Annotated in this window: 23 protein-coding genes; 15 read left to right on the top strand and 8 right to left on the bottom strand. The window is 67.7% G+C overall.

Features of this window, described 5'->3' with window-relative positions; genetic code table 11:
• The first annotated feature begins 74 nt into the window (after nt 1-74).
• The 7 genes from AB5I40_RS38295 (at nt 75) to AB5I40_RS38325 (ending at nt 7,316) form a co-directional block, all read left to right on the top strand.
• Nucleotides 75-1,124: a histidinol-phosphate transaminase gene (locus tag AB5I40_RS38295; RefSeq protein WP_370935039.1), complete on the top strand. Its 1,050-nt coding sequence runs from the start codon at nt 75-77 to the stop codon at nt 1,122-1,124.
• 160 nt (nt 1,125-1,284) lie between these two features.
• On the top strand, nt 1,285-3,045 hold the full coding sequence (locus AB5I40_RS38300; protein ID WP_370935040.1) for an ABC transporter permease: 1,761 nt from the start codon (nt 1,285-1,287) through the stop codon (nt 3,043-3,045).
• A gap of 16 nt (nt 3,046-3,061) precedes the next feature.
• A complete protein-coding gene (locus AB5I40_RS38305; protein ID WP_370935041.1) occupies nt 3,062-4,177 on the top strand; it encodes an ABC transporter substrate-binding protein in 1,116 nt (371 codons plus the stop codon).
• A 38-nt stretch (nt 4,178-4,215) separates the two neighbouring features.
• On the top strand, nt 4,216-5,376 hold the full coding sequence (locus AB5I40_RS38310; RefSeq protein ID WP_370935042.1) for an ABC transporter ATP-binding protein: 1,161 nt from the start codon (nt 4,216-4,218) through the stop codon (nt 5,374-5,376).
• Between the two features lie 22 nt (nt 5,377-5,398).
• Nucleotides 5,399-6,661: an amidohydrolase family protein gene (locus AB5I40_RS38315; protein WP_370935043.1), complete on the top strand. Its 1,263-nt coding sequence runs from the start codon at nt 5,399-5,401 to the stop codon at nt 6,659-6,661.
• Complete coding sequence (locus tag AB5I40_RS38320) at nt 6,661-6,942, top strand: hypothetical protein (RefSeq protein ID WP_370935044.1); 282 nt, start codon at nt 6,661-6,663, stop codon at nt 6,940-6,942. The genes AB5I40_RS38315 and AB5I40_RS38320 overlap by 1 nt, the downstream gene beginning before the upstream one ends.
• On the top strand, nt 6,939-7,316 hold the full coding sequence (locus AB5I40_RS38325; RefSeq protein WP_370935045.1) for a Rieske (2Fe-2S) protein: 378 nt from the start codon (nt 6,939-6,941) through the stop codon (nt 7,314-7,316). The genes AB5I40_RS38320 and AB5I40_RS38325 overlap by 4 nt, the downstream gene beginning before the upstream one ends.
• Before the next feature lie 633 nt (nt 7,317-7,949).
• Here the strand turns inward: AB5I40_RS38325 and AB5I40_RS38330 are convergent.
• On the bottom strand, nt 7,950-8,531 hold the full coding sequence (locus AB5I40_RS38330; protein WP_370935046.1) for a TetR/AcrR family transcriptional regulator: 582 nt from the start codon (nt 8,529-8,531) through the stop codon (nt 7,950-7,952).
• Between the two features lie 78 nt (nt 8,532-8,609).
• Between AB5I40_RS38330 and AB5I40_RS38335 the strand changes: the two genes are divergently transcribed.
• From AB5I40_RS38335 to AB5I40_RS38355, 5 genes are all read left to right on the top strand, one after another.
• Nucleotides 8,610-10,004: a cytochrome P450 gene (locus AB5I40_RS38335; RefSeq protein ID WP_370935047.1), complete on the top strand. Its 1,395-nt coding sequence runs from the start codon at nt 8,610-8,612 to the stop codon at nt 10,002-10,004.
• 260 nt (nt 10,005-10,264) lie between these two features.
• A complete protein-coding gene (locus AB5I40_RS38340) occupies nt 10,265-10,831 on the top strand; it encodes a TetR/AcrR family transcriptional regulator (protein ID WP_370935048.1) in 567 nt (188 codons plus the stop codon).
• 9 nt (nt 10,832-10,840) lie between these two features.
• Nucleotides 10,841-12,040, top strand: a complete 1,200-nt coding sequence (locus AB5I40_RS38345) for an FAD-dependent monooxygenase (RefSeq protein WP_370935049.1) — start codon at nt 10,841-10,843, stop codon at nt 12,038-12,040.
• Nucleotides 12,037-12,534: a nitroreductase family deazaflavin-dependent oxidoreductase gene (locus tag AB5I40_RS38350; RefSeq protein WP_370935050.1), complete on the top strand. Its 498-nt coding sequence runs from the start codon at nt 12,037-12,039 to the stop codon at nt 12,532-12,534. The genes AB5I40_RS38345 and AB5I40_RS38350 overlap by 4 nt, the downstream gene beginning before the upstream one ends.
• The gene (locus AB5I40_RS38355) at nt 12,534-12,989 is read left to right on the top strand and encodes an NUDIX hydrolase (RefSeq protein ID WP_370935051.1); all 456 of its coding nucleotides are present in this window, start codon (nt 12,534-12,536) and stop codon (nt 12,987-12,989) included. Before AB5I40_RS38350 ends, AB5I40_RS38355 begins: the two co-directional genes overlap by 1 nt.
• A 479-nt stretch (nt 12,990-13,468) precedes the next feature.
• Here AB5I40_RS38355 and AB5I40_RS38360 read toward each other — a convergent pair whose 3' ends face one another.
• The 3 genes from AB5I40_RS38360 to AB5I40_RS38370 are packed head-to-tail and all read right to left on the bottom strand — an operon-like array spanning nt 13,469 to nt 15,369.
• The gene (locus AB5I40_RS38360) at nt 13,469-14,218 is read right to left on the bottom strand and encodes a class I SAM-dependent methyltransferase (protein ID WP_370935052.1); all 750 of its coding nucleotides are present in this window, start codon (nt 14,216-14,218) and stop codon (nt 13,469-13,471) included.
• Between the two features lie 20 nt (nt 14,219-14,238).
• Complete coding sequence (locus AB5I40_RS38365) at nt 14,239-14,571, bottom strand: VOC family protein (protein ID WP_370935053.1); 333 nt, start codon at nt 14,569-14,571, stop codon at nt 14,239-14,241.
• 24 nt (nt 14,572-14,595) lie between these two features.
• Nucleotides 14,596-15,369 (bottom strand): oxidoreductase, encoded by a 774-nt coding sequence (locus tag AB5I40_RS38370; protein ID WP_370935054.1) that lies wholly within the window; start codon nt 15,367-15,369, stop codon nt 14,596-14,598.
• Nucleotides 15,370-15,450: 81 nt separating this feature from the next.
• On the opposite strand from AB5I40_RS38370, the gene AB5I40_RS38375 reads away from it, so the two are divergent.
• Nucleotides 15,451-16,029: a TetR/AcrR family transcriptional regulator gene (locus AB5I40_RS38375; protein ID WP_370935055.1), complete on the top strand. Its 579-nt coding sequence runs from the start codon at nt 15,451-15,453 to the stop codon at nt 16,027-16,029.
• 122 nt (nt 16,030-16,151) lie between these two features.
• Here the strand turns inward: AB5I40_RS38375 and AB5I40_RS38380 are convergent, their stop codons facing one another.
• Nucleotides 16,152-16,712, bottom strand: coding sequence for a heme-binding protein (locus AB5I40_RS38380; RefSeq protein ID WP_370935056.1), 561 nt, complete (start codon nt 16,710-16,712; stop codon nt 16,152-16,154).
• A gap of 181 nt (nt 16,713-16,893) precedes the next feature.
• Here AB5I40_RS38380 and AB5I40_RS38385 point away from each other — a divergent pair, with 181 nt between their 5' ends.
• Both AB5I40_RS38385 and AB5I40_RS38390 read left to right on the top strand, forming a co-directional pair.
• Nucleotides 16,894-18,012: a sensor histidine kinase gene (locus tag AB5I40_RS38385; protein WP_370935057.1), complete on the top strand. Its 1,119-nt coding sequence runs from the start codon at nt 16,894-16,896 to the stop codon at nt 18,010-18,012.
• Nucleotides 18,005-18,640, top strand: coding sequence for a response regulator (locus AB5I40_RS38390; protein WP_370935058.1), 636 nt, complete (start codon nt 18,005-18,007; stop codon nt 18,638-18,640). The genes AB5I40_RS38385 and AB5I40_RS38390 overlap by 8 nt, the downstream gene beginning before the upstream one ends.
• On the opposite strand, the gene AB5I40_RS38395 is transcribed toward AB5I40_RS38390, so the two are convergent.
• The 3 genes from AB5I40_RS38395 to AB5I40_RS38405 all read right to left on the bottom strand — a co-directional run bounded on the left by AB5I40_RS38395 (nt 18,635) and on the right by AB5I40_RS38405 (nt 21,479).
• Nucleotides 18,635-19,993: a serine hydrolase domain-containing protein gene (locus tag AB5I40_RS38395; protein WP_370935059.1), complete on the bottom strand. Its 1,359-nt coding sequence runs from the start codon at nt 19,991-19,993 to the stop codon at nt 18,635-18,637. The two genes, AB5I40_RS38390 and AB5I40_RS38395, sit on opposite strands and share 6 nt — an antisense overlap.
• A 76-nt stretch (nt 19,994-20,069) precedes the next feature.
• Complete coding sequence (locus AB5I40_RS38400; RefSeq protein ID WP_370935060.1) at nt 20,070-20,543, bottom strand: GbsR/MarR family transcriptional regulator; 474 nt, start codon at nt 20,541-20,543, stop codon at nt 20,070-20,072.
• A gap of 48 nt (nt 20,544-20,591) precedes the next feature.
• On the bottom strand, nt 20,592-21,479 hold the full coding sequence (locus AB5I40_RS38405) for an SAM-dependent methyltransferase (RefSeq protein ID WP_370935061.1): 888 nt from the start codon (nt 21,477-21,479) through the stop codon (nt 20,592-20,594).
• Nucleotides 21,480-21,495: the final 16 nt, after the last annotated feature.

Genomic DNA, 21,495 nt, shown 5'->3' on the forward strand with positions numbered 1-21,495 from the left:
AGAACTGATGGATGTACACGCGCTCAGAATTATGTATATTCATTACAGTTAATCGTCCGGCTTGAGGAGGATGCATGCTGCTGGAGCTCCGCAGTGTGGTCGACCGCGTGCTCGCCGCCCCCGATCGCTCGTCCCGCGGTGCGCAGCCGCCGATCCGCTTGTCACAGAACGAAATGCCGTGGGCGCCCGCCGACGTCATCGTCGCCGCCATGACCGAGGCGGCCCGGAATGCCCACCGCTACCCCGATTACCACCGCGCCGCGGCACGTGCCGCCGTCGCCGAGGCGATGGGGCTGGACGCGGGGCGCATCGCGATCGACAACGGATCCGGCACTCTGCTGCACGCGCTCGCTCGGCTCGTCTGCGAACCCGGCGTGCACGGGGTGCGCCCGGCACCGTCCTTCGAGGCGTATGCGGCGGCGCTTTCGCTGGCCGGCGCCGAGTCCGCAGAGGTCGGTCTCGACGCGAACGGCGCGATGGATCTCGACGCGATGCTCGCCGCGGTCGGCCCGGAAACCCGCATTGTCTACCTCTGCAATCCCAACAACCCGACCGGCGGGCTGCGCGGGGTCGAGGATATCCGCGACTTCCTGAAAAGCGTCCCGTCGAGCGTGCTGGTTGTTGTCGACGAGGCGTACCGCGAGTTCGTGTCTGCCGAACCACTGGACGCGACTGTCGGATTGCTCGACGAGTTCGAGAATCTCGTGCTGCTGCGGACACTGTCCAAAGCGCACGGTTTGGCGGGAATCCGCGTCGGTTACGCCGCTGCGGCGCCGCGGATCGCGGAAGCACTGCGCCGTACGTCCGTCGGGTTCGCGCTCAACAGCGTGGCCGAGGCGGCGGTCATCGCGGCGTTGAGCGCGGAAGGATTGGCTGTAGCGAAGGAAAGAACCGCTGTCATCGTCTCCGAGCGCGCTCGCGTCGAAGCCGCGTTGAAGGCAGCGAACGTCGCGTATGTGCCGAGCCAGGCGAATTTCCTTTTCCTGCCTGGGGATGCGGCCGAGCTTCTGTCCCGTTTGGAGGCTCGCGGCGTGCTCGCCCGGCCGTTCCCGAAGGCGGGCGGCGCACGCGTGACGATCGGGCTGCCCGAAGAGAACGACGCAGTGCTCGCCGCCCTTATCTGATCAGCGGTTTCCTCCGACACCGTGTCGGAGGAAACCGGGAGGACTTCGGAGAGCCGCTCGATGAGCCGCCGCACCCGAGTTCTTACGCTAACCGGCAGGACGGACGGAGCGGTTCGTTCACGCGGCGGGTAACCGATCGCTCGCAGGAAGGAACGGTGCAGTGACCGAGCGCCTATTCGAGCACGACCGGCGGGCATCGATGCGCCGCTCGGTGACCGGCGGTGTGCTCAAAGCGACCCTGCTCGCCGGACTCACGCTGATTTTCGTCTATCCCGTGGCGATGATCGTGCTCGGCGCCTTCCGCGACGGGCTGCCCTCGGACAACATGCCGTTCACGATGAGCGGCCTGCTCGCGGCGTTCGAGGCCCCGGAAACCTGGCACACGCTGTGGAATTCGATCGTGCTGGTCGTCGTGTGCGGCACGATTTCGGTGGCGGGCGGCGGGCTGTTCGCCTGGATCGCGGCCAATACGAACGTCCCCGGCCGCAAGCTGCTCACGCCGATCATGGTGATCAACCTGTTCGTCCCGCCGCTGTTCCACACCCTCGGCTGGATCATGCTCGGCAACGCGCAGAACGGCCTGCTTAACCAGCACGGCCGCTCGCTCGGCACGCACGGGCCGCTGATCAACATCCAGGGCTGGGGCGGGCTGATCCTGCTGACGTCGCTCGGCTACATGCCGTTCGCGTACCTGCTGCTGCTCGGCGCGTTCAAGAACCGGGACCAGTCGCTCGACGAGGCCGCGGCGATCAGCGGCGCGGGAACGGTGCGGACGTTCTTCACCATCACCATCCCGTCGGTCGGCCCGGCGATCACCGGCGCGGCCCTGCTGATCGCGGTGCTGGTGTTCCAGTCGTTCGACGGACCGCAGCTGATAGGCCGCCAGGCGGGCATTTACGTGTTCTCGACGCAGATATACCACTACGTCCGGGATGAGGCGCCAGCCGAGTACACCAAGGCGTTCGCGCTGTCGCTCGTGCTGATCCTGCTGGTGCTGCTGCTGTTCCTCGCCCAGCGCTGGATGCTGCGCGGCCGCAGCTTCACCACGCTCACCGGCAAGACGTCGCGGCGCGATCCGCAGGAGCTGGGCCCGGTCCGCTGGGTGCTGTCCGCGCTGATCGTCGTGGTGGTGCTGCTGAACTTCCTGCTGCCGCTGTTCGCGATGGTGCTCGGCAGCCTCCAGCCGATCTTCGGGGTGATGAGCACCGGCCTGACGCTGGACAACTACGTCACGATGCTCACCGACCCGCAGTTCAGCTCGAGCCTGGCGCTCACCGCGTGGCTCGCGGTCATCGGCGGCTTCGGCTCGATCGCGATCGCACTGCTCACCACCTACGTCACCGCGCGGCGCCGGGGATTCCTGCGGAGCTACACCTCGTTCGCGGTCTGGATCCCGTGGGCGCTGCCCGGCGTCGTGCTCGGCCTCGCCTACATGTTCGCCGTGCTCTACCTCCCGGCCTTCCGCGGGCTCTACGGGTCGGCGTTCCTGATGACGCTCGTGCTGGTCGTCGCGACGATCCCGGTCTCCAGCCGGATCGCCGAGGGCGCGCTGGCCCAGCTGTCGCCCGAACTGGAGGAAGCCGGCCGGATGTCCGGCGCGAGCGCGGGCCGGGTGCTGGTGACCATCGTGCTGCGCCTGGTCATCCCGAGCTTCCTGGCCGGTTGGTTCCTCTCCGCGCTGTTCATCTCGGGCAACCTCGCCGTGCCGATGCTGCTGGCCCCGCCGGGCCTGGAACCCGTGTCGCTGACCGCTTTCCAGCAGTTCCTCACCGGCGAGATGTCCCGGGGCGCGGCGCTGTTCATGATCATCCTGATCGCCGCGTTCGTCGTGCTGGCGCTCGCCGCGGTGTCCGTCAAGCTCGGCGGCCGGATCCTCGGCCGCGACCGTTCCGCAGGTCCGCTCTCCCGTCTCACCCCCTGACCCGAGAGGAAGAACAATGAAGTTCTCCCGTACGAAACTGCGCGCACCGGCGCTGGCGCTCACCGCCGGCCTGCTCGCCTCGCTCACCGCCTGCGCGTCCGCGGGCGCGACGAAGTCGAGTACTCCAGTTGAGGTTCCTGGCGCGTCAGCCGCGGCCAACAAATATATGAACGAGCTGTACGACAAGGCCTTCGCGGCCAACCACACGCAGCTTGTGCTGTACGGGCCCGGGGTGACCGCGAACCAGGCGATGAACGATGTTTTCACCAAGCGCTTCCCCGGGATCAAGCTGCTCCCGCAGGACCAGGCCGACGCGCAGATCCTCACCAAGCTCGACACCGAGGCGCAGAGCGGGAACCGGATCGCGGACATCTACGTCGGCGGCGAATCCCCGCAGGCGGCCGCGAAGCCGAACATCTGCACGCCCGCGGACGTGCGCACCGCCGACCCCGGGTTCAAGGTCCCGACCGACAACGACGGCAGGCTCACCTACTTCGCCTTGCGCTACTTCGGATTCGTCTACAACACCGACCAGGTGCAGAAGCAGGACGCGCCGAAGAACTGGCACGACCTGCTCGACCCGAAGTGGAAGGGCAAGATCGCGGTCGGCGACATGACCGTGCCCGGCGGCATCCGCTACATCCTCGAATCGCTGATGCTGCCCGAGAACGAGAAGAAGTGGGGCCGCTCCTATCTGGAGAAGCTCGCCGCGCAGGACCTGCAGATCTCGCAGTCGGAACAGATGGTGCCCACTGATGTCTCCAGCGGCCGGTTCCCGGTAGGCATCGCGGTATACCAGGGCTACTTCGAGGCGCAGAAGCAGAAGGGCGCGCCGATCGACATGGTGTTCCCGCTCGAGGACGGCGGAAACTACATGGCGCGCTCGGCGCTGTGTGTGATCAACAAGGCGCCGCACGCCGAGGCCGCGCAGCTGTACGTCAACTGGCTGTATTCGCCGGAAGGCCAGAAAGCCTTGGCCGAGAAGGACAACTCCTACGGCCGCACGCCGACCGCGCCCGGCCCGGCGGGTCTGCCGTCGCTGGACAAGCTGCCGCGGTTGCCGTTCTCGAACCCGGACCCCGCGTTCAACAAGCCCTACTTCGACTTCATCACCCAGGCCTTCAAGAAGTAACGCCTCGCCTCCCGGCCGAAGAGAAAGCGCAGGTCACGATGACCGAGGTCCAGGTATCCGGACTCACCAAGAAGTACGGCGCGAAGGCCGCGCTGCACGAACTGGATCTGACGATCGAGTCCGGGCAGTTCGTGACGCTGCTCGGCCCTTCGGGCTGCGGCAAGACGACGACGTTGCGCTGCCTGGCCGGGCTGGAGCGGCCGACCTCGGGCCGGATCGTCATGGGCGACCGGGTCGTGGTCGACACCGCGCGGCGCACGTTCGTGCCCGCGGACAAGCGCCGGGTCGGGATGGTGTTCCAGAGCTATGCGCTTTGGCCGCACCTGAACGTCACGGACAATGTCGCGTACCCGCTGAAGGTCGCGCGGATGCCTGGCCGGGAGCGGGCGCAGCGGGTGCAGGAAATGCTTGACGCGGTTGGCCTTTCCGACCTCGGGAAGCGTCCGGTCACCGCCCTGTCGGGCGGTCAGCAGCAGCGCGTGGCACTCGCCCGTGCGCTGGCCGCCCGGCCGGGGATCATCTTTTACGACGAGCCGCTGTCCAATTTGGACAGCAAACTGCGGTACCAGATGGGCCAGCAGGTGCGCTCCCTGCACAACCGGTTCGAGACGACGTCGGTCTACGTGACGCACGACCAGGAGGAAGCGATCACGCTGTCCGACCGGATCATCGTGATGAGCGAGGGCGTCATCGTCCAGTCCGGTACGCCGAGCGACCTGTACGACCGGCCGAATTCGGCTTATGTCGCGGATTTCATGGGCTTTCAGAACATCCTGCCCGGGACCGTCACTGGTGTGCACGGGAAGACTGCTGAGGTGAGCGTGGACGACACCTCGCTGGTCTTCTCGGGGATTGCGACCGGTGATGTGTCCTTGGGAGACCGGGCTGACATCGCGTTCCGTGCGGCGCACGCTCGGCTGTCTCCGGATGGTTCTGGTGTGGGTCGGTTCCGGGGAACTGTTGAGCGCACTACTTATCTGGGCAGTGCCGTCAACCTCCTCGTCCGCGCGGACGGGCTCCCGATGCGGGTGCGGACCGAAACGGCTGAGCTGTCCGCGGAAACCGTCCCGACTGCCGGCGAGGAACACACTTTCGCGGTGAGCCCGGACCGCGCTGTCGTCATCCCGCACGAGAACGCGGCTCCCGCTGACGACGACTACCTGACCACGATGACCGATGCCGCCGTCGCGCCCCGCTGACGCCGGACGAAGGGAAGAATCCGTGCCCTTGAATACGCCGCGTTCCGACGGGCCGCGGATCCGGGAACTCGCCGAGATCGGCGGGCGCACCGACACCCGTGACGTCCTCGCCCACGCGACCAAACAGGCCGAGCGGGAGTACGACGACTACTTCATCGTCGACATCGACGCGCACGTCTCGGAGGATCACTTCTGGGGCGAGGTGCTGGAACTCATCGACAACGATGTGTGGCGGCAGATCGGGATGGATCAGTTCGGCAAGTTCGCTGGGAACAACGCGCTGCTGAACATCCAGCCTGGTATGTCACATCAGAGCGTTGGTGGACGGATCGGGCATCAGGGGCGCAAGGAGCCGCTCGACGGCGTGTCCGGGCATCCGTTCGTTGCCGCCGCCCGGCGCGGCATGGACGCGATGGGACTGGACTACCAGGTCGTCTTTCCGAGTGCGATGTTGCTGCTGGGCATGCATCCGCAGGATGAGATCGAGGTCGTGCTCGGGCGGGCGTTCAACCGGTGGCTGACTGAAGTCGTTCTGCCGCAGGATGACCGGCTCAAGGGGATGTTGTACTTGCCGTACAACACGCCTGAGGTTTGCGAGGAGCTGGTCGAGAAGTATGCCGATGACGACGGGATTATCGGGTATACGGTGTGTTCGACGCGCAACAATCCGGTCCATTCGGATGTCTATACCAGGCTGTACAAGCTGATCGAGGACAGCGGGAAGCCGCTCGCGTTCCACTCCGGGTACCACTGGGGCGACCCTTCTTTCGCGCAGCTGAACCGGTTCCTGTCGATGCATGCGTTGTCGTTTACGCATTACAACCAGATTCATGTGACCAACTGGATCATCAACGCCATGCCGGAGCGGTTCCCTCGGCTGAAGATGGTGTGGGTCGAGAGCGGGTTGGCGTGGATTCCGTTCCTCATGCAGCGGCTTGACCACGAGGTGCTGATGCGGCCTAGTGAGGCTCCTGGGTTGAATCGGCTGCCTAGTGAGTACATGAAGGATATGTGGTATACGAGCCAGCCGATGGAGCGGACCAGCATGGAGTTGCTGGAGGCTGGGATGAAGGCGTTCAACGCGGAGACGCAGTTGTTGTATTCGTCGGATTGGCCGCATTGGGATTGGGATGCGCCTTCGACTATTACGCGGCTGCCCTTCTTGTCGGAGCAGGCTAAGCGCAACATTCTCGGCCTCAACGCGGCGCGCGTTTTCAATCTGCCCACTGATCGCCGGAAGCCCGCTGCGCACAGTGTGCTCCATGACCGTCCTGGGGTTTCGTGATGTCTGAACTGACTACGCTGGTATCTCAGTTGGGCGAGTTGACCTCCCGGATCGTCTCGGAGGACCGGGCTGCTTCGGTTGGTGACGAAGAAATCGCGGACTTGTTGTATGCGGCGGCTCGGCTGTTCTCCGCCAAGACTGACCGGGTCGGCAAGATCGCCTGGCCGATTCGTGAGGATGCGCTGACTGCGACGGAGACTGTTGTTCTGGTGACTGCGTTGCTGGACGCCGCGGATGTGAACCTTTTCGACATGGCGATCTGGTACCGGAGGGCCGAATGAGCGCGGTTCAGCGTGATGTTGTCGTTGCCGGTCTGGCGGATCTCCAGGCGCGCGAACGGATCGTGGTGGAGGTTGACGGGCTGGAAGTGGGACTTTATTTCCATGCCGGGGAGGTGCGGGCTTGGCATAACGTGTGTCCGCATCAGGGCGGGCCGGTTTGCCAGGGGAAGATCATGCCGCGGACGATTCAGCCGGTTCGGGAGGATCGGAAGAGTGCCGGGCCTGCGTTTCATCCGGCTGATCGGAATATTGTTTGTCCTTGGCATGGGTTCGAGTTCGATGTCTTGACTGGGCGGCATCCGGCGGATGCTCGGGTGGGGTTGCGAGGGGTTCCGGTTCGGGTGGTGGGGGATGAGGTTGTGGTGACTCTCTGAGTTGCTGGGTTTCGGCTCGTCGCCTGGCGGCGACATTGCTCTGAGCGGTGCGGTGGGCACCCCGAAGCTGAGTGTGACTACGGCGCGGAGGTGCTTGTCAAGGCGGGAAAGATGCCTTGACAAGCACCTCCGCGCCGTGTTTTTGGCTTCGTATCGGGGTGCGGGGGGTGTGGCTGCCTTGGGTGGGTGCATCGGCTGCAGTTGGTGAGTGGCGGGCGTTGGCGCCCCAATGTGGCATTGGGTGCGTCAGATGCACCGAATGCCGCGTTGGGGGCGTGGGATGCACCGAATGCCGCGTTGGGGGCCTGGGATGTACCGAATGCCGCGTTGGGTGCATGGGATGCGCCGAACGTCGGATTGGGTGCGCGGGATACAGCGAACGCCGCGGTCGGTGCGTGGGATGCACCCACCGCAGCATTGGGCGCATCGCGACGGCGACGGCGACGAGCTCTTGCGCGCGGCGCGGGCGAAAGCACGCTCCACGTGCGAGACGGGTGGGGCCGTCCGTGAAGGGCTCCTTGAGGGAATCTAAGTACGTGAAGGGGTCCCTCACGGACATCGGCGGGTCGTGAGGGGAACCCTGAGGGAATCAGAGTCAATGAGGGTTCCCCTCACGAACTCGGGCCCACCGCGTCAGATCGTGTCGGGATCCACGTCAACCGCAGCGAAAAGAGTTCGCGCGCAAAGATCCCGCAGCTCCTCCGTGCTGATCTTGGGCTCGTCCAGCCAGTCCAAAATCAACGTCGCCACAAACGAAAGCCACCCCCGAACCGCCAGCTGCGTAGTAGCGGTCACCGGCCGCAGCAACCTCACCGCTGCCAAAATCCGCTCGGCGTTCGCTGTCATCCCGGCCTCGCAGATCTCCCGGATTTCCCGATCCGCGTCGCCCGCGCTGCGGTGCACGATGCGGTAGCCGTCCGGATGGGTGCGGGCGAATTCCAGGTACACCTCCAGCCCGGCGCGCAGCTGCTCGGCCACCGGCAGCGCGGGGTCGGGTTCGCTCATCGCCAGCAGCTGGTCGCGCTGCCCGCGGACGATAGCGGCGAAGAAGTCCTTCTTCGTGGGGAAGTAGTGGTACAGCAAGCCGCGCGAGACGCCGGCGATTTCGGCTACTTCTTCGATCCACACCTCGTCGTACGGGCGTCCCGCGAACAGGCCTGCGCCGATGGTCAGCAGCTGTTCGCGCCGCTGTTCGGTGGTCAGGCGCGTCCGCATCGTCCCAGCTTACTTGACACCGGTTCAGTAGCGGGGGATGGTGACCCTATTGGATGTGGGTTCAGTAGGGAGCGAACTGTGGACACCGCCGCGATTCCGCACCGGCCCGGCCGGTTGCCGGTGCTTGGGGACCTGGTCGGGACCAATGTGCGCACGCCGTTGCAGAGCACCATGCGCGCCGGCGCGGGGCTCGGGCCGATTTTCACCCGTAAGTTCTTCGGGCTCGAGATCGTGTTCGCCTGCGGGATCGACCTGGTCACCGAACTGAACGACGAGTCGAGGTTCGGCAAGCACGTGGGCCTCGGCGTCGAGCGGTTGCGCGGGGTCGTCGGCGACGGGTTGTTCACCGCGCACACGCGCGAGCCGAACTGGCGGCTCGCACACGACATTCTGCAGCCGGCGTTCTCCGCCGAGGCCATGCGCCGTTACCACTCGATGATGCTCGAGGTCGCCCGCGAGCTGACCGCGTCTTGGGACCGCGCGACCGGGCCGGTCGACGTCGCGGCCGACATGACTCGGCTGACCCTCGAGACGATCGGTCTCGCCGGGTTCGGGTACCGGTTCGGGTCGTTCGAGCGGGCCGAACCGCATCCGTTCGTCACCGCGATGATCCGTGCGTTGCGGTTCGCGCAGCTGGACAACGTCAAGCTTCCGTTCGTGCGGCGCGCGCTGGCCGGGTCGGTCGCGCAGAATCAGGCTGACATCGCGACCATGACGAACCTGGTCGACGAGGTCATCGAGAGCCGTCGCCGGGAAGGCGGCGAAGCGCGTGACCTGCTCGGGTTGATGCTCACCGACGGGCACCCGATGACTGGGGAGAAGCTCGACCCGGTGAACATTCGCAACCAGGCCATCACTTTCGTGGTCGCGGGTCACGAGACGACGTCTGGCGCGCTGTCGTTCGCGCTGTATTACCTGACGCGGCATCCCGAGCTGCTGGCGAAGGCTCGCGCCGAGGTCGACGCGGTGTGGGGCGATCGCGAACCGGGCTTCGGCGACGTCGCGAAGCTGCGGTACGTCCGGCGCGTCCTCGACGAGGCGATGCGGCTGTGGCCGACCGCGCCCGGCTACTCCCGGGAAGCCCGCGAAGACCTTGTGCTGGGCGGAAAATACCGGATGCGCAAGGGCGATTCGATCATCGTTCCGCTGCCGATGCTCCACCGCGACCCGACGGTCTGGGGGCCGGATCCGGAGAAATTCGACCCGGATCGCTTCGAACCGGCGGAGGTGCGGAAGCGTCCGGCTCAGGCGTACAAACCGTTCGGCACCGGGGAACGGGCGTGCATCGGCCGCCAGTTCGCGTTGCATGAAGCGGTGCTGGCGTTGGGAATTATGCTGCAGCGCTGCGACTTCGAGGCGGATCCGGCGTACGAGCTGAAGATCGTCGAATCGTTGACGCTGAAGCCGAGCGGGTTCACCGTCCGGCCGCGGATCCGGGAGCGGGCGGCGGAGCTGACCTCAGCTGGCCGCTAGCTCCCCGGAAAAGCGCTCCGGTCACGGCGTAACGCACGCTGCGCTGGCTCACGCACCGCGGTCACCTCGACTAGGTGAGCGCCAGACGCTAGAGGACGGACCGGACATCGCCGCCGCCTCCCGCCTTCAGGTGAGTCTTCGATCACCCGCTTTACCTGGGTCAACGGGCCGCGCTACGATCAGGGCAGTCGTACAGGACGAGCGCCCTGTACGAGCGACCTGGGCAGTTGGCCAGGGCGATCGACCTGTATGGGAGCGGGATGAGTTCTCCGGCGGCGGCACGCGGCCAAGAGGCACGGCAGCGGTTGCTGACAGCGGCGGCGGAGCTGGTGCCGGAACGCGGGTGGACGGCGGTGAGCACCCGCGTGCTGGCGGAGCGGGCCGGGGTGACGTCGAGCGTGGTGCACTACCACTTCCCGTCCCTGCAGGCGTTGCTGCGCGAGGCGGTCCTCGACGCGATGCGCGAGGTGCTGGAGAGCGTCGGCCCGGCGCTGGCCGCGACGCAGAATCCGGCTGACCTGGTGACCGCGCTGTTCGGGTCGGTCGAGCCGTACACCGGGGTGGATCCGTTGTCGGTGCTGTTCGTCGAGGCGTACCTGGCGGCGCGGCGCGACGACGAGCTGCGGGACCAGATCGGAGGACTGCTCCTGGCGTTCCGTGCGCAGGTCAGCCGCTGGCTCGCCGAACGCGGCGTCCCCGAGCCGGACGCGACCACGGAGGTGCTGGTGGCTGCCATCGACGGCTTGCTGCTGCACCGGGGCCTCGCCCCCGGCGGCGATCCGGCGGCGGTCACTGCCGTGCTGCGCGGGTTGGTCACTCAGCCTTAAGGGGACGCGATGAGAATCCTGGTCTGCGGCGCTGGCATCGCCGGGCTGGCCGCGGCGAACCGGCTGTCCGCGCTGGGCAACGAGGTGACGCTGGTCGAGCGGTCGCCCGGCCCGCGCCCGCAGGGATACATGATCGACTTCTTCGGCACCGGCTACGACGCGGCCGAGGCGATGGGAGTGCTGCCCGCGATCAAGGACGTCGCGTACCCGATTTCCGAAGCGGTTCTCGTTGACGCACAAGGGAAGCGTCGATCCGAGATTCAGTTCGCCCAGTTCGCGCGCACCGTCGGCGGCCGGTTGCTGAGCGTCCTGCGGCCGGATCTGGAACAGGCATTGCGCGCGACGCTGCCCGCTGAGGTCGAGTTTCGGTACGACAGCGGGGTAGTCGCCGTAGCGGACGACGGCGACCGAGTCGCGGCCACTCTCTCGGATGGTTCGGTCCTGGAAGCCGATCTGCTGGTCGGTGCCGACGGAATCCATTCGACGGTCCGGCGGCTGGTGTTCGGCGCGGAGTCGCAGTTCCTCCGCTACCTTGGCTTTCACACCGCGGCGTTCCTGTTCAAGTCGCCCGAGATCCAGGCGGCGGCCGCCGGACGGTTCTGCCTCACCGACACCGTCGGCAAGCAGATGGGTTTCTACGGTCTGCGCGCCGGAACGGTCGCCGCTTTCGCCGTCCATCGCACGCCCGACCCCGCCATGCCCGCCGACATCCGGGCGTCGCTGCTGGACACCTACGGTTCGCTGAGCTGGCTGGTGCCGGAAGCGTTGACGCACTGTCCGCCGTCCGAGGAGATCTACTACGACCAGGTCGCCCAGATTGAGATGCCAACGTGGAGCAAAGGACGGGTCACGCTGGTCGGCGACGCGGCGTACGCGGTGTCGCTGCTGGCCGGACAGGGCGCGTCACTGGGCATCGGAGGCGCGTACGTGCTGGCAGATCAACTGAACCGAGCGTCGTCGGTCCCCGAAGGACTGGCGGAGTACGAACGGCTCTGGCGTCCCGTCGCGGCAGACAAACAGCAAGTCGCCCGCAACGGCGCACGCTGGTTCCTCCCCGACAGCAAACCGCAGCTCCAGGTGCGGCGGCTCGCGCTGAAACTGGCCCGGTTGCCCGGAATTGACCGATTCGTGGCCGGGAGTTTGACCGGGAAATCCACCGCGCTCATCACGAACCTGCACCATTCGGCGAGGGAAGGAGTCCGACCGTGAACCCGATAGCGCGCACGGTCTTCAAGGCGCCGGCGAAGCTGTACGGCCGCGACCTGGGATGGTTGCTGGGCAAGCGTTTCCTGTGCCTGACCCACGTCGGCCGCAAATCCGGCCGGCAGTACCGGACCGTGCTGGAAGTGATCGGCCTCCGTCCTCAGGCCGACGAAGTACTCGCCATCGCGGGGTTGGGCCCGTCGTCGGATTGGTACCGCAACATCCAAGCCGCCCCCGCTGCGGAGGTCGCGATCGGCCGCCGGAAGTTCGTCCCTGAGCACCGAATCCTCGACGAACCCGAAGCGGCCGACGCCATCGCCGACTACGAACGGCGAAACCTGCTGCTGCGCCCAGTCCTGCATCCGGTGCTGAGCAAACTGCTCGGCTGGCACTATGACGGCTCCGACGCGGCGCGGCACCGGATGGTCCAGCAACTGCCGATCGTCGCCTTCCGCCCGCGCGGCGGGACCGAAACCGACCAAGAAGGTACCGACCGCTGATGAACTACATCGCCGAGCTGCGCGAACTAGTCGGCACGCGCCCGCTGATCCTGCCCGGAACGTCGGTGCTGATCGCCGACGAGCGCGGCAGGCTGCTGCTGGTGTTCCGAGGGGAAAGCCAGGACTGGGGCCTGCCCGGCGGATTCCTCGACCCCGGAGAGTCCTATGAGGACGCTGGCCGCCGCGAGGTGCGCGAAGAAATCGGCCTGGTGGTAAGGGATCTCGAACTGCTGGGCGTCTACTCCGGACCGGAGTACTTCTACCGGTACCCGCACGGCGACGAGGTCCACAACGTGACCGCCGCTTTCACCGCGACTGTCGAGAACACCGAGGTCGCGGTGGACGGTACGGAGATCACCGGGTACGAGTTCTTCGAGCTGGACCGATTGCCGGACACCATCATCGCCCCGGAACGGCCGATAGTCGAGGACTATGTGAAGCGATTCGGCGGCTAGGTCTTCGGCGTCAGACGGTTTGCGTCATCCCGCCGTCGACGACGAGATCCGCGCCGCTCATGTTCGCCACCTTCCCGGAGTCCAGGAACACCGCCAGCGCAGCGATCTCGTCCAGTTCGGCGCCCGCGCGCCGGGCGAGCTGGTCACCGGGTCCACCGGTCAGTCCACACCGGACCGGGCGAGACGGTGTTCACTCGCAGGCCCCGGCCGCTGAACTCCTCCGCCAAAGCCTTGCCCAGATTCGTACCGCCGCCTGAGCGATCAGTCGTGGCTGTGGCACCTTCGCGTTCACCGAACTGATGTTGACCACGGTGCCTCGCCGTTCGAGCAGGCTGGGCAGCGCTGCTCGCGTGGCACCAAGTCCTTCAGCAAACCGGTGATGGTACGGATCGCGGCGACCACCGTGTACCCGTCGTTGACCAGTGCCGGACGATCGCCAGCCCGATTCCCCGTCCGGTACCCCTGCTGCGATGGTTGTTTCAGAGCCGCTGAGCGCGCAGTACACAAGTCGACATCGGCAGCGTGAACGTCCCGGACGCGGTCTCCGGCCGTTCCGCGAGGAAAGCCCGGATCCGGTCAAGCGCCGCGGACCGCTCCGGTTCCGGCAGCATCAGCATCCCGGCCCGAGTGGACAGAGTCGCGACCAACGTCTCCGCGGTGCGGACCTGACCGTGCGGGAACTCGGCGCGCTCCGGCGATGCGAATCTGGCCGGCGAACCGGCTTCCGGAAGATGCGCGGTCGCGGCACGCCAGCCCGACGGGGTGTCGCGCGGCCCGATCGCCGCGCTGCCGCTGACCCGCGCCAGTTCGGCGACCCAGTCCACCTGGTCGTCCACGACATTCCACAACCCGGCCAAAATCCCGCCGCGCGAAAGAACTCGCGTGATCTCCGGTCCGGCGACGGCCATGTCGAACCAATGCATCGCGTTGCCGGACAGCACGGCGTCGACGGACCCGTCCGGCAGCGGGATCGCTTCGGCACTGCCTCGTTCGGCGCGGACGTCCGGCAGCGCGCGACGGAGTTCGCCGAGCATCGCCGGGTCCGGCTCGACCGCGATCACGTCGGCGCCCAGCGCGGCGGTGAGTTTCCCGGTGCCCGCGCCGAGGTCGAGCACCCGAGGCCCGGGTGCCGCGTCGAGTGCCCATCGCACCGCGGCCTCCGCGTAGTCCGGGCGATGCTCGGCATACGCCGACGCCGCCGCGCCGAACGACAAGGCGGGTTGACTCATCCGCCGAGCCTATCGGAGCTTCAAGCCTGCCGAAGGCAGAACGGATGCCCCGCGGGACTCGCATACACGTGGCCGGAAAGCCGACGCGCGCCCGCCTCCAGCGCCAGCTTTTCCGCGGTGGCAAGATCATCCGCGGTGACGTCCAGGTGCATCTGCTGCGACGTCCCGTCCGGCCATTCCGGCGGCACCTGTCCGGCGGCGTGCTGAATCACCAGCACCGGAAAACCCTTAGCCCGCAGGAAGTGGTGCGTGTCTGTCGTAGCAACCGAACCGCCGAGCAGGCGATGCCAGAACACGCTCTCCTCCTCAAGCGACGCCGCGTCGATGATCACCGCGCCAAGCTTCAAGTCCATCGGAAACTCCCTCCGTCACTGCGGTCAGACTGCCGGGATGATCCCGCCGTCGACCCGGAATTCCGCTCCGGTCAACCATTTCGCCCGGCTGGACGCGAGAAACGCGATCATCTCCGCCACGTCCGACGGGTCGCCGGGCCGCCCCATCGGCACGTCCAGCCGGTCCACGATCTGCTGCTGAATCTCGTCCACCCCAACGCCTTCTCGCGACGCGATCTGCTGAAGATGCGCGGTCGCACCCTCGGTGACCACAAACCCCGGCAGCACGCACACGACCCGCACGCCCTGCGCGCTGACCTCCGTCGCCAGCGAACGGCTGTACACATTGAGCGCGGCCTTCGCCGCCGCGTAAGGGGCTTCGCCGCGCTGCGGCAGGTGACTCGCGATCGACGACACGTGCACGACGACACCGGACCCGCGTTCGACCATCCCCGGCACCAGCGCGCGATCGAGGCGAACGGCGCTGAGCAGGTTCATCTCCAGGTCGGCGAGCCAGGATTCGTCGCTCCGCTCGAGCGTCGGCGAGGGATCGGTCGCCGCTCCCGCGTTGTTGACCAGCACATCGACCCCGCCGACGCTCTCGGTCACCCGGCGGCCGAGTTCCGCCGCGCCAGCTTCGGTCGAGAGGTCTGCGGGGAGGAAGGTCGCGGGCAGATCGTCCGGCGGTGCGCTGCGCGAAGCCGTCAACACGGTCGCACCCGCGGCGGCGAAGCGGCGGACCGTTGCGGCGCCTAGCCCACGGCTGCCGCCGGTGACCAGCACGCGGAGGCCCGCGAGACCCTCGTCCGGAACTGTCATGGCATCGCTCCCGCACTAAGGTGAGTCTGACTCCGGAAACGATACACTAAACTGAACCGGACTCATCTTATGGAGGTGCTGGTGCCGTCCACCCGTCCGTTGCGCGCCGACGCGCGACGCAACCGCGATGCGCTCCTCGCTGCCGCGCGGGAAGCGTTCCTCGCCGGAGAGGCCGACGCGCATGTCGACGAAATCGCCAAGCGGGCCGGGGTCGCAGTCGGCACGCTCTACCGGCATTTCGAGACGCGCGAAGCTCTCGTGGAGGAGGTCTACCGGCAGGAAGTCGACCAGTTGTGCGCTCTGCCATCTCAACTGCTTGAGCAGTACGCGCCGGACGAGGCGTTGAGGTATTTCCTGCTGGGGCTGGTGGATCACGCGGCGGTCGGCAAGGGGATGGCGGTCGCGCTGGAGAGCATCATGGCGACGGATTCGCCGGTGTTCGAGGACGCCCGAGCGCAGATGGCGGGTGCGCTCGACGAGTTGCTCGACGCCGGTGCCGCGGCCGGAACGCTCCGCGCTGACATCGGCGGACGCACTGTGCTGCGCGCGCTCGGCGGGATTTGCGGGATGCGCGTCGCGGAGGGCTGGAAGGACGAGGCGGTCCGGATCACCGAGGTCCTGCTGGACGGACTGCGATACGGCGCTGCACGGACCTCGTGAACGGCTCGGGAATCCAGCCAGGCCCGAACCGCCGGGCCCAAGCAAAGACCGGCCAGCGGGCCTCGCCGTCGCCGACGAGACCCGCCGAGCCAGAACCGGACCACCGGTCGTCCCCGCAGGTGTTACTTGCCGAGTGCGTCCACCCCGGCCTGCGCGAAGCTCTCGTCCTGCGCACCGGACGGCGCACCGGCCACGCCGACCGCCGCGATCGGGGCGTTGTTCGCGTCCACCGGGACCGCTCCGGCGAGGAACAGGGTGCCCTTGATGTCCTTCAGGGTCGGGGCCTGCTGCAGCCGGCCGGTCAGCTCGGAGGTCTTGGCGTTCCACGAAACCGCGGTGAACGCCTTCTCCTCGGCCGACGAGTACGACTGCGGACCGGCGCCGTCGCCGCGCAGCGTGACGATGGTGTTGCCGTCGCGGTCGACCACCGCGACCGACACGTGCTGGCCCGCCTTCTCGGCGGCGGTGAGCGCGGCCTGCGCGGCCTTCTGCGCGGCGGCGATCGACAGGTGAGTGGTCTGGACCAGACCCTTCGGCGCGGCCTGAGCCGGAGCGGCGGCGGGGGCGGCCGACGCGGCCGGGGTGGCGGCGTTGGCGGCCAGCGCGCCGGTGGTGGCGGCTCCGATCACGGCGAGGCCGCCGACGACGGTGGCGATGCGGGTCTTGGCGGTGAAGTTCTTCATCGGGTGCTCCTTGGCTTGTCCGGCTTGATGCATTCATCGTGCGGCCAGGACCCCCTTAACCGGATCGGAGTCTCGGCTCGCCTCGCGGCGCGGAACGGCCGACACTCAGGTCATCCGATCGGCTGATGCCGGCCGGGTTCGCACAGGTCAGGCTCCACAGCGGACCGAAACGGAGGTGGCGATGACTGATCGGGACGCGCGGTGGCTGGCCGCGACCATGCACACGGCGTTCTTCCTGCTGCTGGTCGCGTCGATCGTGCGCTTCCTCGACCACCATCACGGCGAACCGGCCGCGCCGTGGGTCATCGCGCTGACCGGCTGCCTCGCCGCGGTCTACGCGGTCGGCCTGGTGCTGCGGGTGACCGGTCCGGAGCAGGTGACCGTGCCGTATCTGGCCTGGCTGACCGTCGTGACCGTGCTGTGGGTGGTGCTCGTGCTGCTCGCGCCGAGTTTCGCGTGGTGCGCGGTCCCGCTGTTCGTCACCGGCCTCCGCACCCTGCCCACCGGACCCGCGTTGGTGCTGGTGACGCTGGTGACCGCGCTGGTGGTGCTCTCCCAGAACCGGCTCGCGAGCGGCTTCGACCCGAACCTGACCATCGTGCCGGTCGCCGTCGCCGCCGTGACCGCCGCGGTGATCACGTACCTGCGGCGGCAGGCGGTGCGGCTGCGGGAAACCGAGCGCCGCGCGGGAATGCTGGACGAACGGCAACGGCTGTCCCGCGAGATCCACGACGCACTGGCGCAAGGTCTGTCCAGCCAAGCGATGCTGCTGCAAGCGGCCGACCGCGCGTGGGCCGACCCGGACCTGGCGCGCGAGCATTTGCATGCGGCACAACAGATCGGCACGCGAAACCTGGCCGAAGCCCGCGGTCTCGTGCAAGACCTGGCCCCGGCCGATCTCGACGGGCACTCGGTCGAGGAAGCGCTGCGCAACGTCGCCGAACGCGAACCGCGGCCGGTGCGGGTCCAGGTCGACGGGCCCGCGCGGCCGTTGCCGAGCCGGGTGCAGTCCACTTTGGTCCGGATCGCGCAGGGCGCGCTGGCCAACGCGCGCGAACACGCGGACGCGTCGGAAGTGGCGCTCACCCTCACCTACCTGGACGATGAGGTCGTGCTGGACATCACCGACGACGGCCGGGGTTTCGACCCGGCTGCCCCGAGCGCCGACGGCCGCGGCCACGGCCTGCCCGCCATGCGCGCGCGGGCGACGCAGCTCGGCGGCCGGTTGACCGTCGAATCCGCGCCCGGGCAGGGCACCGCCATCTCGGCCGCGATCCCGTTGGGACCCGACCATGTCTGACGATCAGCCCATCCGCGTCGTGCTCTGCGACGACCACGCCATGGTCCGGGCCGGGCTGCGCGCGTTGCTGGCCGGCGCGGGCGGGATCGAAGTCGTCGGCGAAGCGGCGACGGGGCAGGAGGCGCTCAACCTCGCCGCCGCGTTGCGGCCGGATGTGGTTCTGATGGATCTGCAACTGGGCGACGGAATGGACGGCGTCGAGGCGATCCGGCGGCTCCGCTCGACTCCGACGCCGCCGCGAGTGCTGGTGCTGACCACATATGACACCGACGCCGACATCACGCGGTCTATTGAGGCCGGTGCTACGGGATACTTGCTCAAGGCCGAGTCCGCCGACGAGTTGTACGCGGCGATCCGGTCGGCCGCGGCGGGACGCACAGCGTTGTCGCCGCCGGTGGCCGACCGGATGATGGCCCAGTTGCGTGCACCGCGGCCGACGCTCACCGACCGCGAGCGGGACATTCTCGAACAACTCGCGCAGGGATTGGGGAACCGGGAAATCGCGCGACGGCTGTTCATCAGCGAGGCGACGGTGAAGACGCATTTGGGGCGGATTTACGAGAAACTCGGCGTGGACACCCGGGCCGGTGCGGTCGCGGTGGCCAAGGAACAGCGGTTGCTGTCATGAGGTTTTCGGCGTAGCGCGCATTCCAATGTAGACACACGGGCTCCCGTCGGCGAGTTTCGCGAAGACCACCGGCACCGGGTTCGCGCCGAAGTTTTCCCCGCAAGCGGCGAACACCGTTTCGGTCACCGGCACCAGTTCCGCTTCCAACGGCGGCGACAGGTCCTTCATCCCGTCCACGAACTCGTACCTGATCCGCGCTGTGCCGTCATCAGCCCGGCTGATTGTAGTGAGCACGCCTTCCCGCACGTATGTCCCGACCAGCGGCGTGATATCCACTGCGGGCGGGTTGATCGGCGGCGCGAACGGCGCTGGCATCTCAACGTCGGCCAGTTCGCGCAGCAGTTCGCTGAACAGCTCGTGATACAGCCGGTCGAAGTCGCCGCCGTTGGTCAGCAGCACGACCGCCACTCCGGCGTGCGGCACCACTCGCAGGAACGAATGCTGCGCGACGGAACTGCCGTCATGTCCGAACCCGGCGACGCCGTTCCAGTCGTAGAGCGTCCATCCGAGGCCCCAGCCGTCGGCGGAAACGGTCCACTTGTCCGGGCTGTCGACTACCCGGCGCTGCATCAGCTCGACCGCGTCACTGGACAGCACGCGCGTACCATCGGCCGCGACCCCGCCGTCCAGGTGCATCTTCGCGAAGCGTGCGACATCGCCAGCGGAGATGATGACGCGGCCGTACGGTCCGGCTGAACGCGGCATCAAATCCCAGGCGGGCGTGGGTTCCTCGCCGAGATGGCTCATCGCCACGCGGAAGCGCAGAGCTTCCTCGGGCAGGGTCATCGAGTGCTCCAGCCCGAGCGGGGCGAACAGCAGGTCTTTCACCGCCTGGTCCCACGTCTTGCCGGTCACGACCTCGATGACCCGGCCCAGCACGGCGTACCCGACGCTGCTGTAGGACAGCGCGGTGCCGGGCGGGCAGTCCAGCGCCACCCCGGCGGCGGCCTCGACGTAGCGGGCGAGGCAGTCGTCGCCGCGGCCGGAGTCGTAAGTGAAATCGCAGGTCAGGCCGCCGGTGTGGCTGAGCAGCTGCCGGACGGTGATCTGCTCGGTGGCGGCCGGGTCCGGCGTCGCGAATTCCGGCAGCAGCTTGACGATCGGGGTGTCGAGGTCCAGCGCGCCCGCGTCGACCAGGTTCAGCACGACGGTCGCGGTGTAGGTCTTCGCGAGCGAGCCGGACAGGAACACCGAGTCGGTGGTGACCTCGACGCCGGTCCCGCGGTGCAGGACGCCGCTCGCGAGTTCGTGCACCTCTCCGCCGGCCAGCACGGCCAGCGAGGCGCCCGGAACGCCGCGGGCGGCGCGCAGAGTGTCGAGCCGCTGCTGCCAGTGGGCATGGTTGAAGGACATCAGTTCTCCCCAGTGAGATATTTCGGGCAGGACGAAATCGCCGGACGGATTCGCCAGGCGCGTGGTGAAGCCGGATTTACTTGCGGTGCAAGGCTTCGCGCCGGGCACGCCATTCGACGGCGAGTTCGGGCATCCGCTCGGCGAGGAACTTCGTGAACTCCGCGAGTTCTTCCAGCCGGGCCCGCCGTTCCGCGGGCTGGCCGGTCATCGCGTCCAGCCCGCGTTGTGCCAGCGCGCTGAGCGAGGCGTACTCGGACTGGTTGTCGAGCAGCCGCAGCCACACGTCCGGGGCGAGCCGCACGCGGTCGACCCGTTCCCCGGCCGTTCGCGTGCGCTGGATCCAGGACCACTCTTCGAGTTCGCTGATCGCGCTGGTGACCGCGCTGCGGCTGGCCCGCAGCGCGCTCGCGAGTTCGGCGATCGTCTGCTGCTGCGGATCGCAGAGCAGCAGCCAGCCGATCACGCGCCCGGTCATCGGCGTCATGCCGTACTGCCGCGCGAAGTGGCGGCCGGCGTCGTCGGCGAACGCGAGTTCCCAGTCCTCGTCCATGCGGCTCAAGTTAGCGTAATGACTGAGATAACGCAAATCTCCGTCATTTCAGATGTGTGACGCCTTGCGCGCCACCCCGGCGAGCAGCAGCGACTCGCTGGCCGCGCCGAGGAGGAGCGGCTGGTCGTTCGGGCCCGCCTCCTCCGGATGCCACAGCGGGGTCCAGGTGACGCCGGGTTCGAGCAGGGCGAAGTCCCCGAACAGGCCGGTGATCTCGGCCCGGCTGCGGTAGACGAGATCGGTGCCCGCCTCGGCGTAGCGCTCCTTGGCGTCGGCGAGCAGCTGCTCGCAGTGCGGCGGGACGCCCTCGGCGGTGACGTGGGACAGCGCCAGGTACGAGCCGGGAACGAGGAGATCGCGGTAGGCGGCGACGACGCTGGGTCCGAGGTCTTCGGTGCGGCCGCTGCCCGGAGCGGGCGGCAGCCCGAAATGCAGGACGGAGATGAGCAGCAGCGCGATCGGCCGGTCGAGGTCGATGACGCCCGAGCCGGCGAGCAGGGACCACAGCCGCGGCGGGTCGCGCAGGTCGGCGTGCAGGGCGACGTGCCGGGCGGGGTCGCCCTGTTCGCGCAGCAGGCTGGTGGAATGCGCGACGGCGACCGGTTCGCAGTCGACGTACGCGACATTCACCTTTCCGGGGGCGATCTGCTCGGCGATTTCGTGCGCGTGCCCCATGGTGGGAACGCCGGAACCGAGGTCGACGATTTGGTGTATTCCCGCGCGCACCAGATGCCGGACCGCCCGGTGCAGAAACCGCCGGTTGGCCTGAGCGATCGGGCGCACCATCGGATAATCGCGCAGCATGCGTTCGGCGAACTGCCGGTCGATTTCCCAGTTGGCGGTTCCGCCGAGGTAATAGTCGTAGACGCGGGCCACGCTGGGGCGGCTGAGGTCGATCCCCGGCGGCGGAAAGGGCTCGTGTTCCAGGCCAGTCACCAGTTTCTCCTCGTGG

The sequence above is a fragment of the Amycolatopsis sp. cg13 genome, assembly GCF_041346965.1.
GTDB lineage: Bacteria > Actinomycetota > Actinomycetes > Mycobacteriales > Pseudonocardiaceae > Amycolatopsis.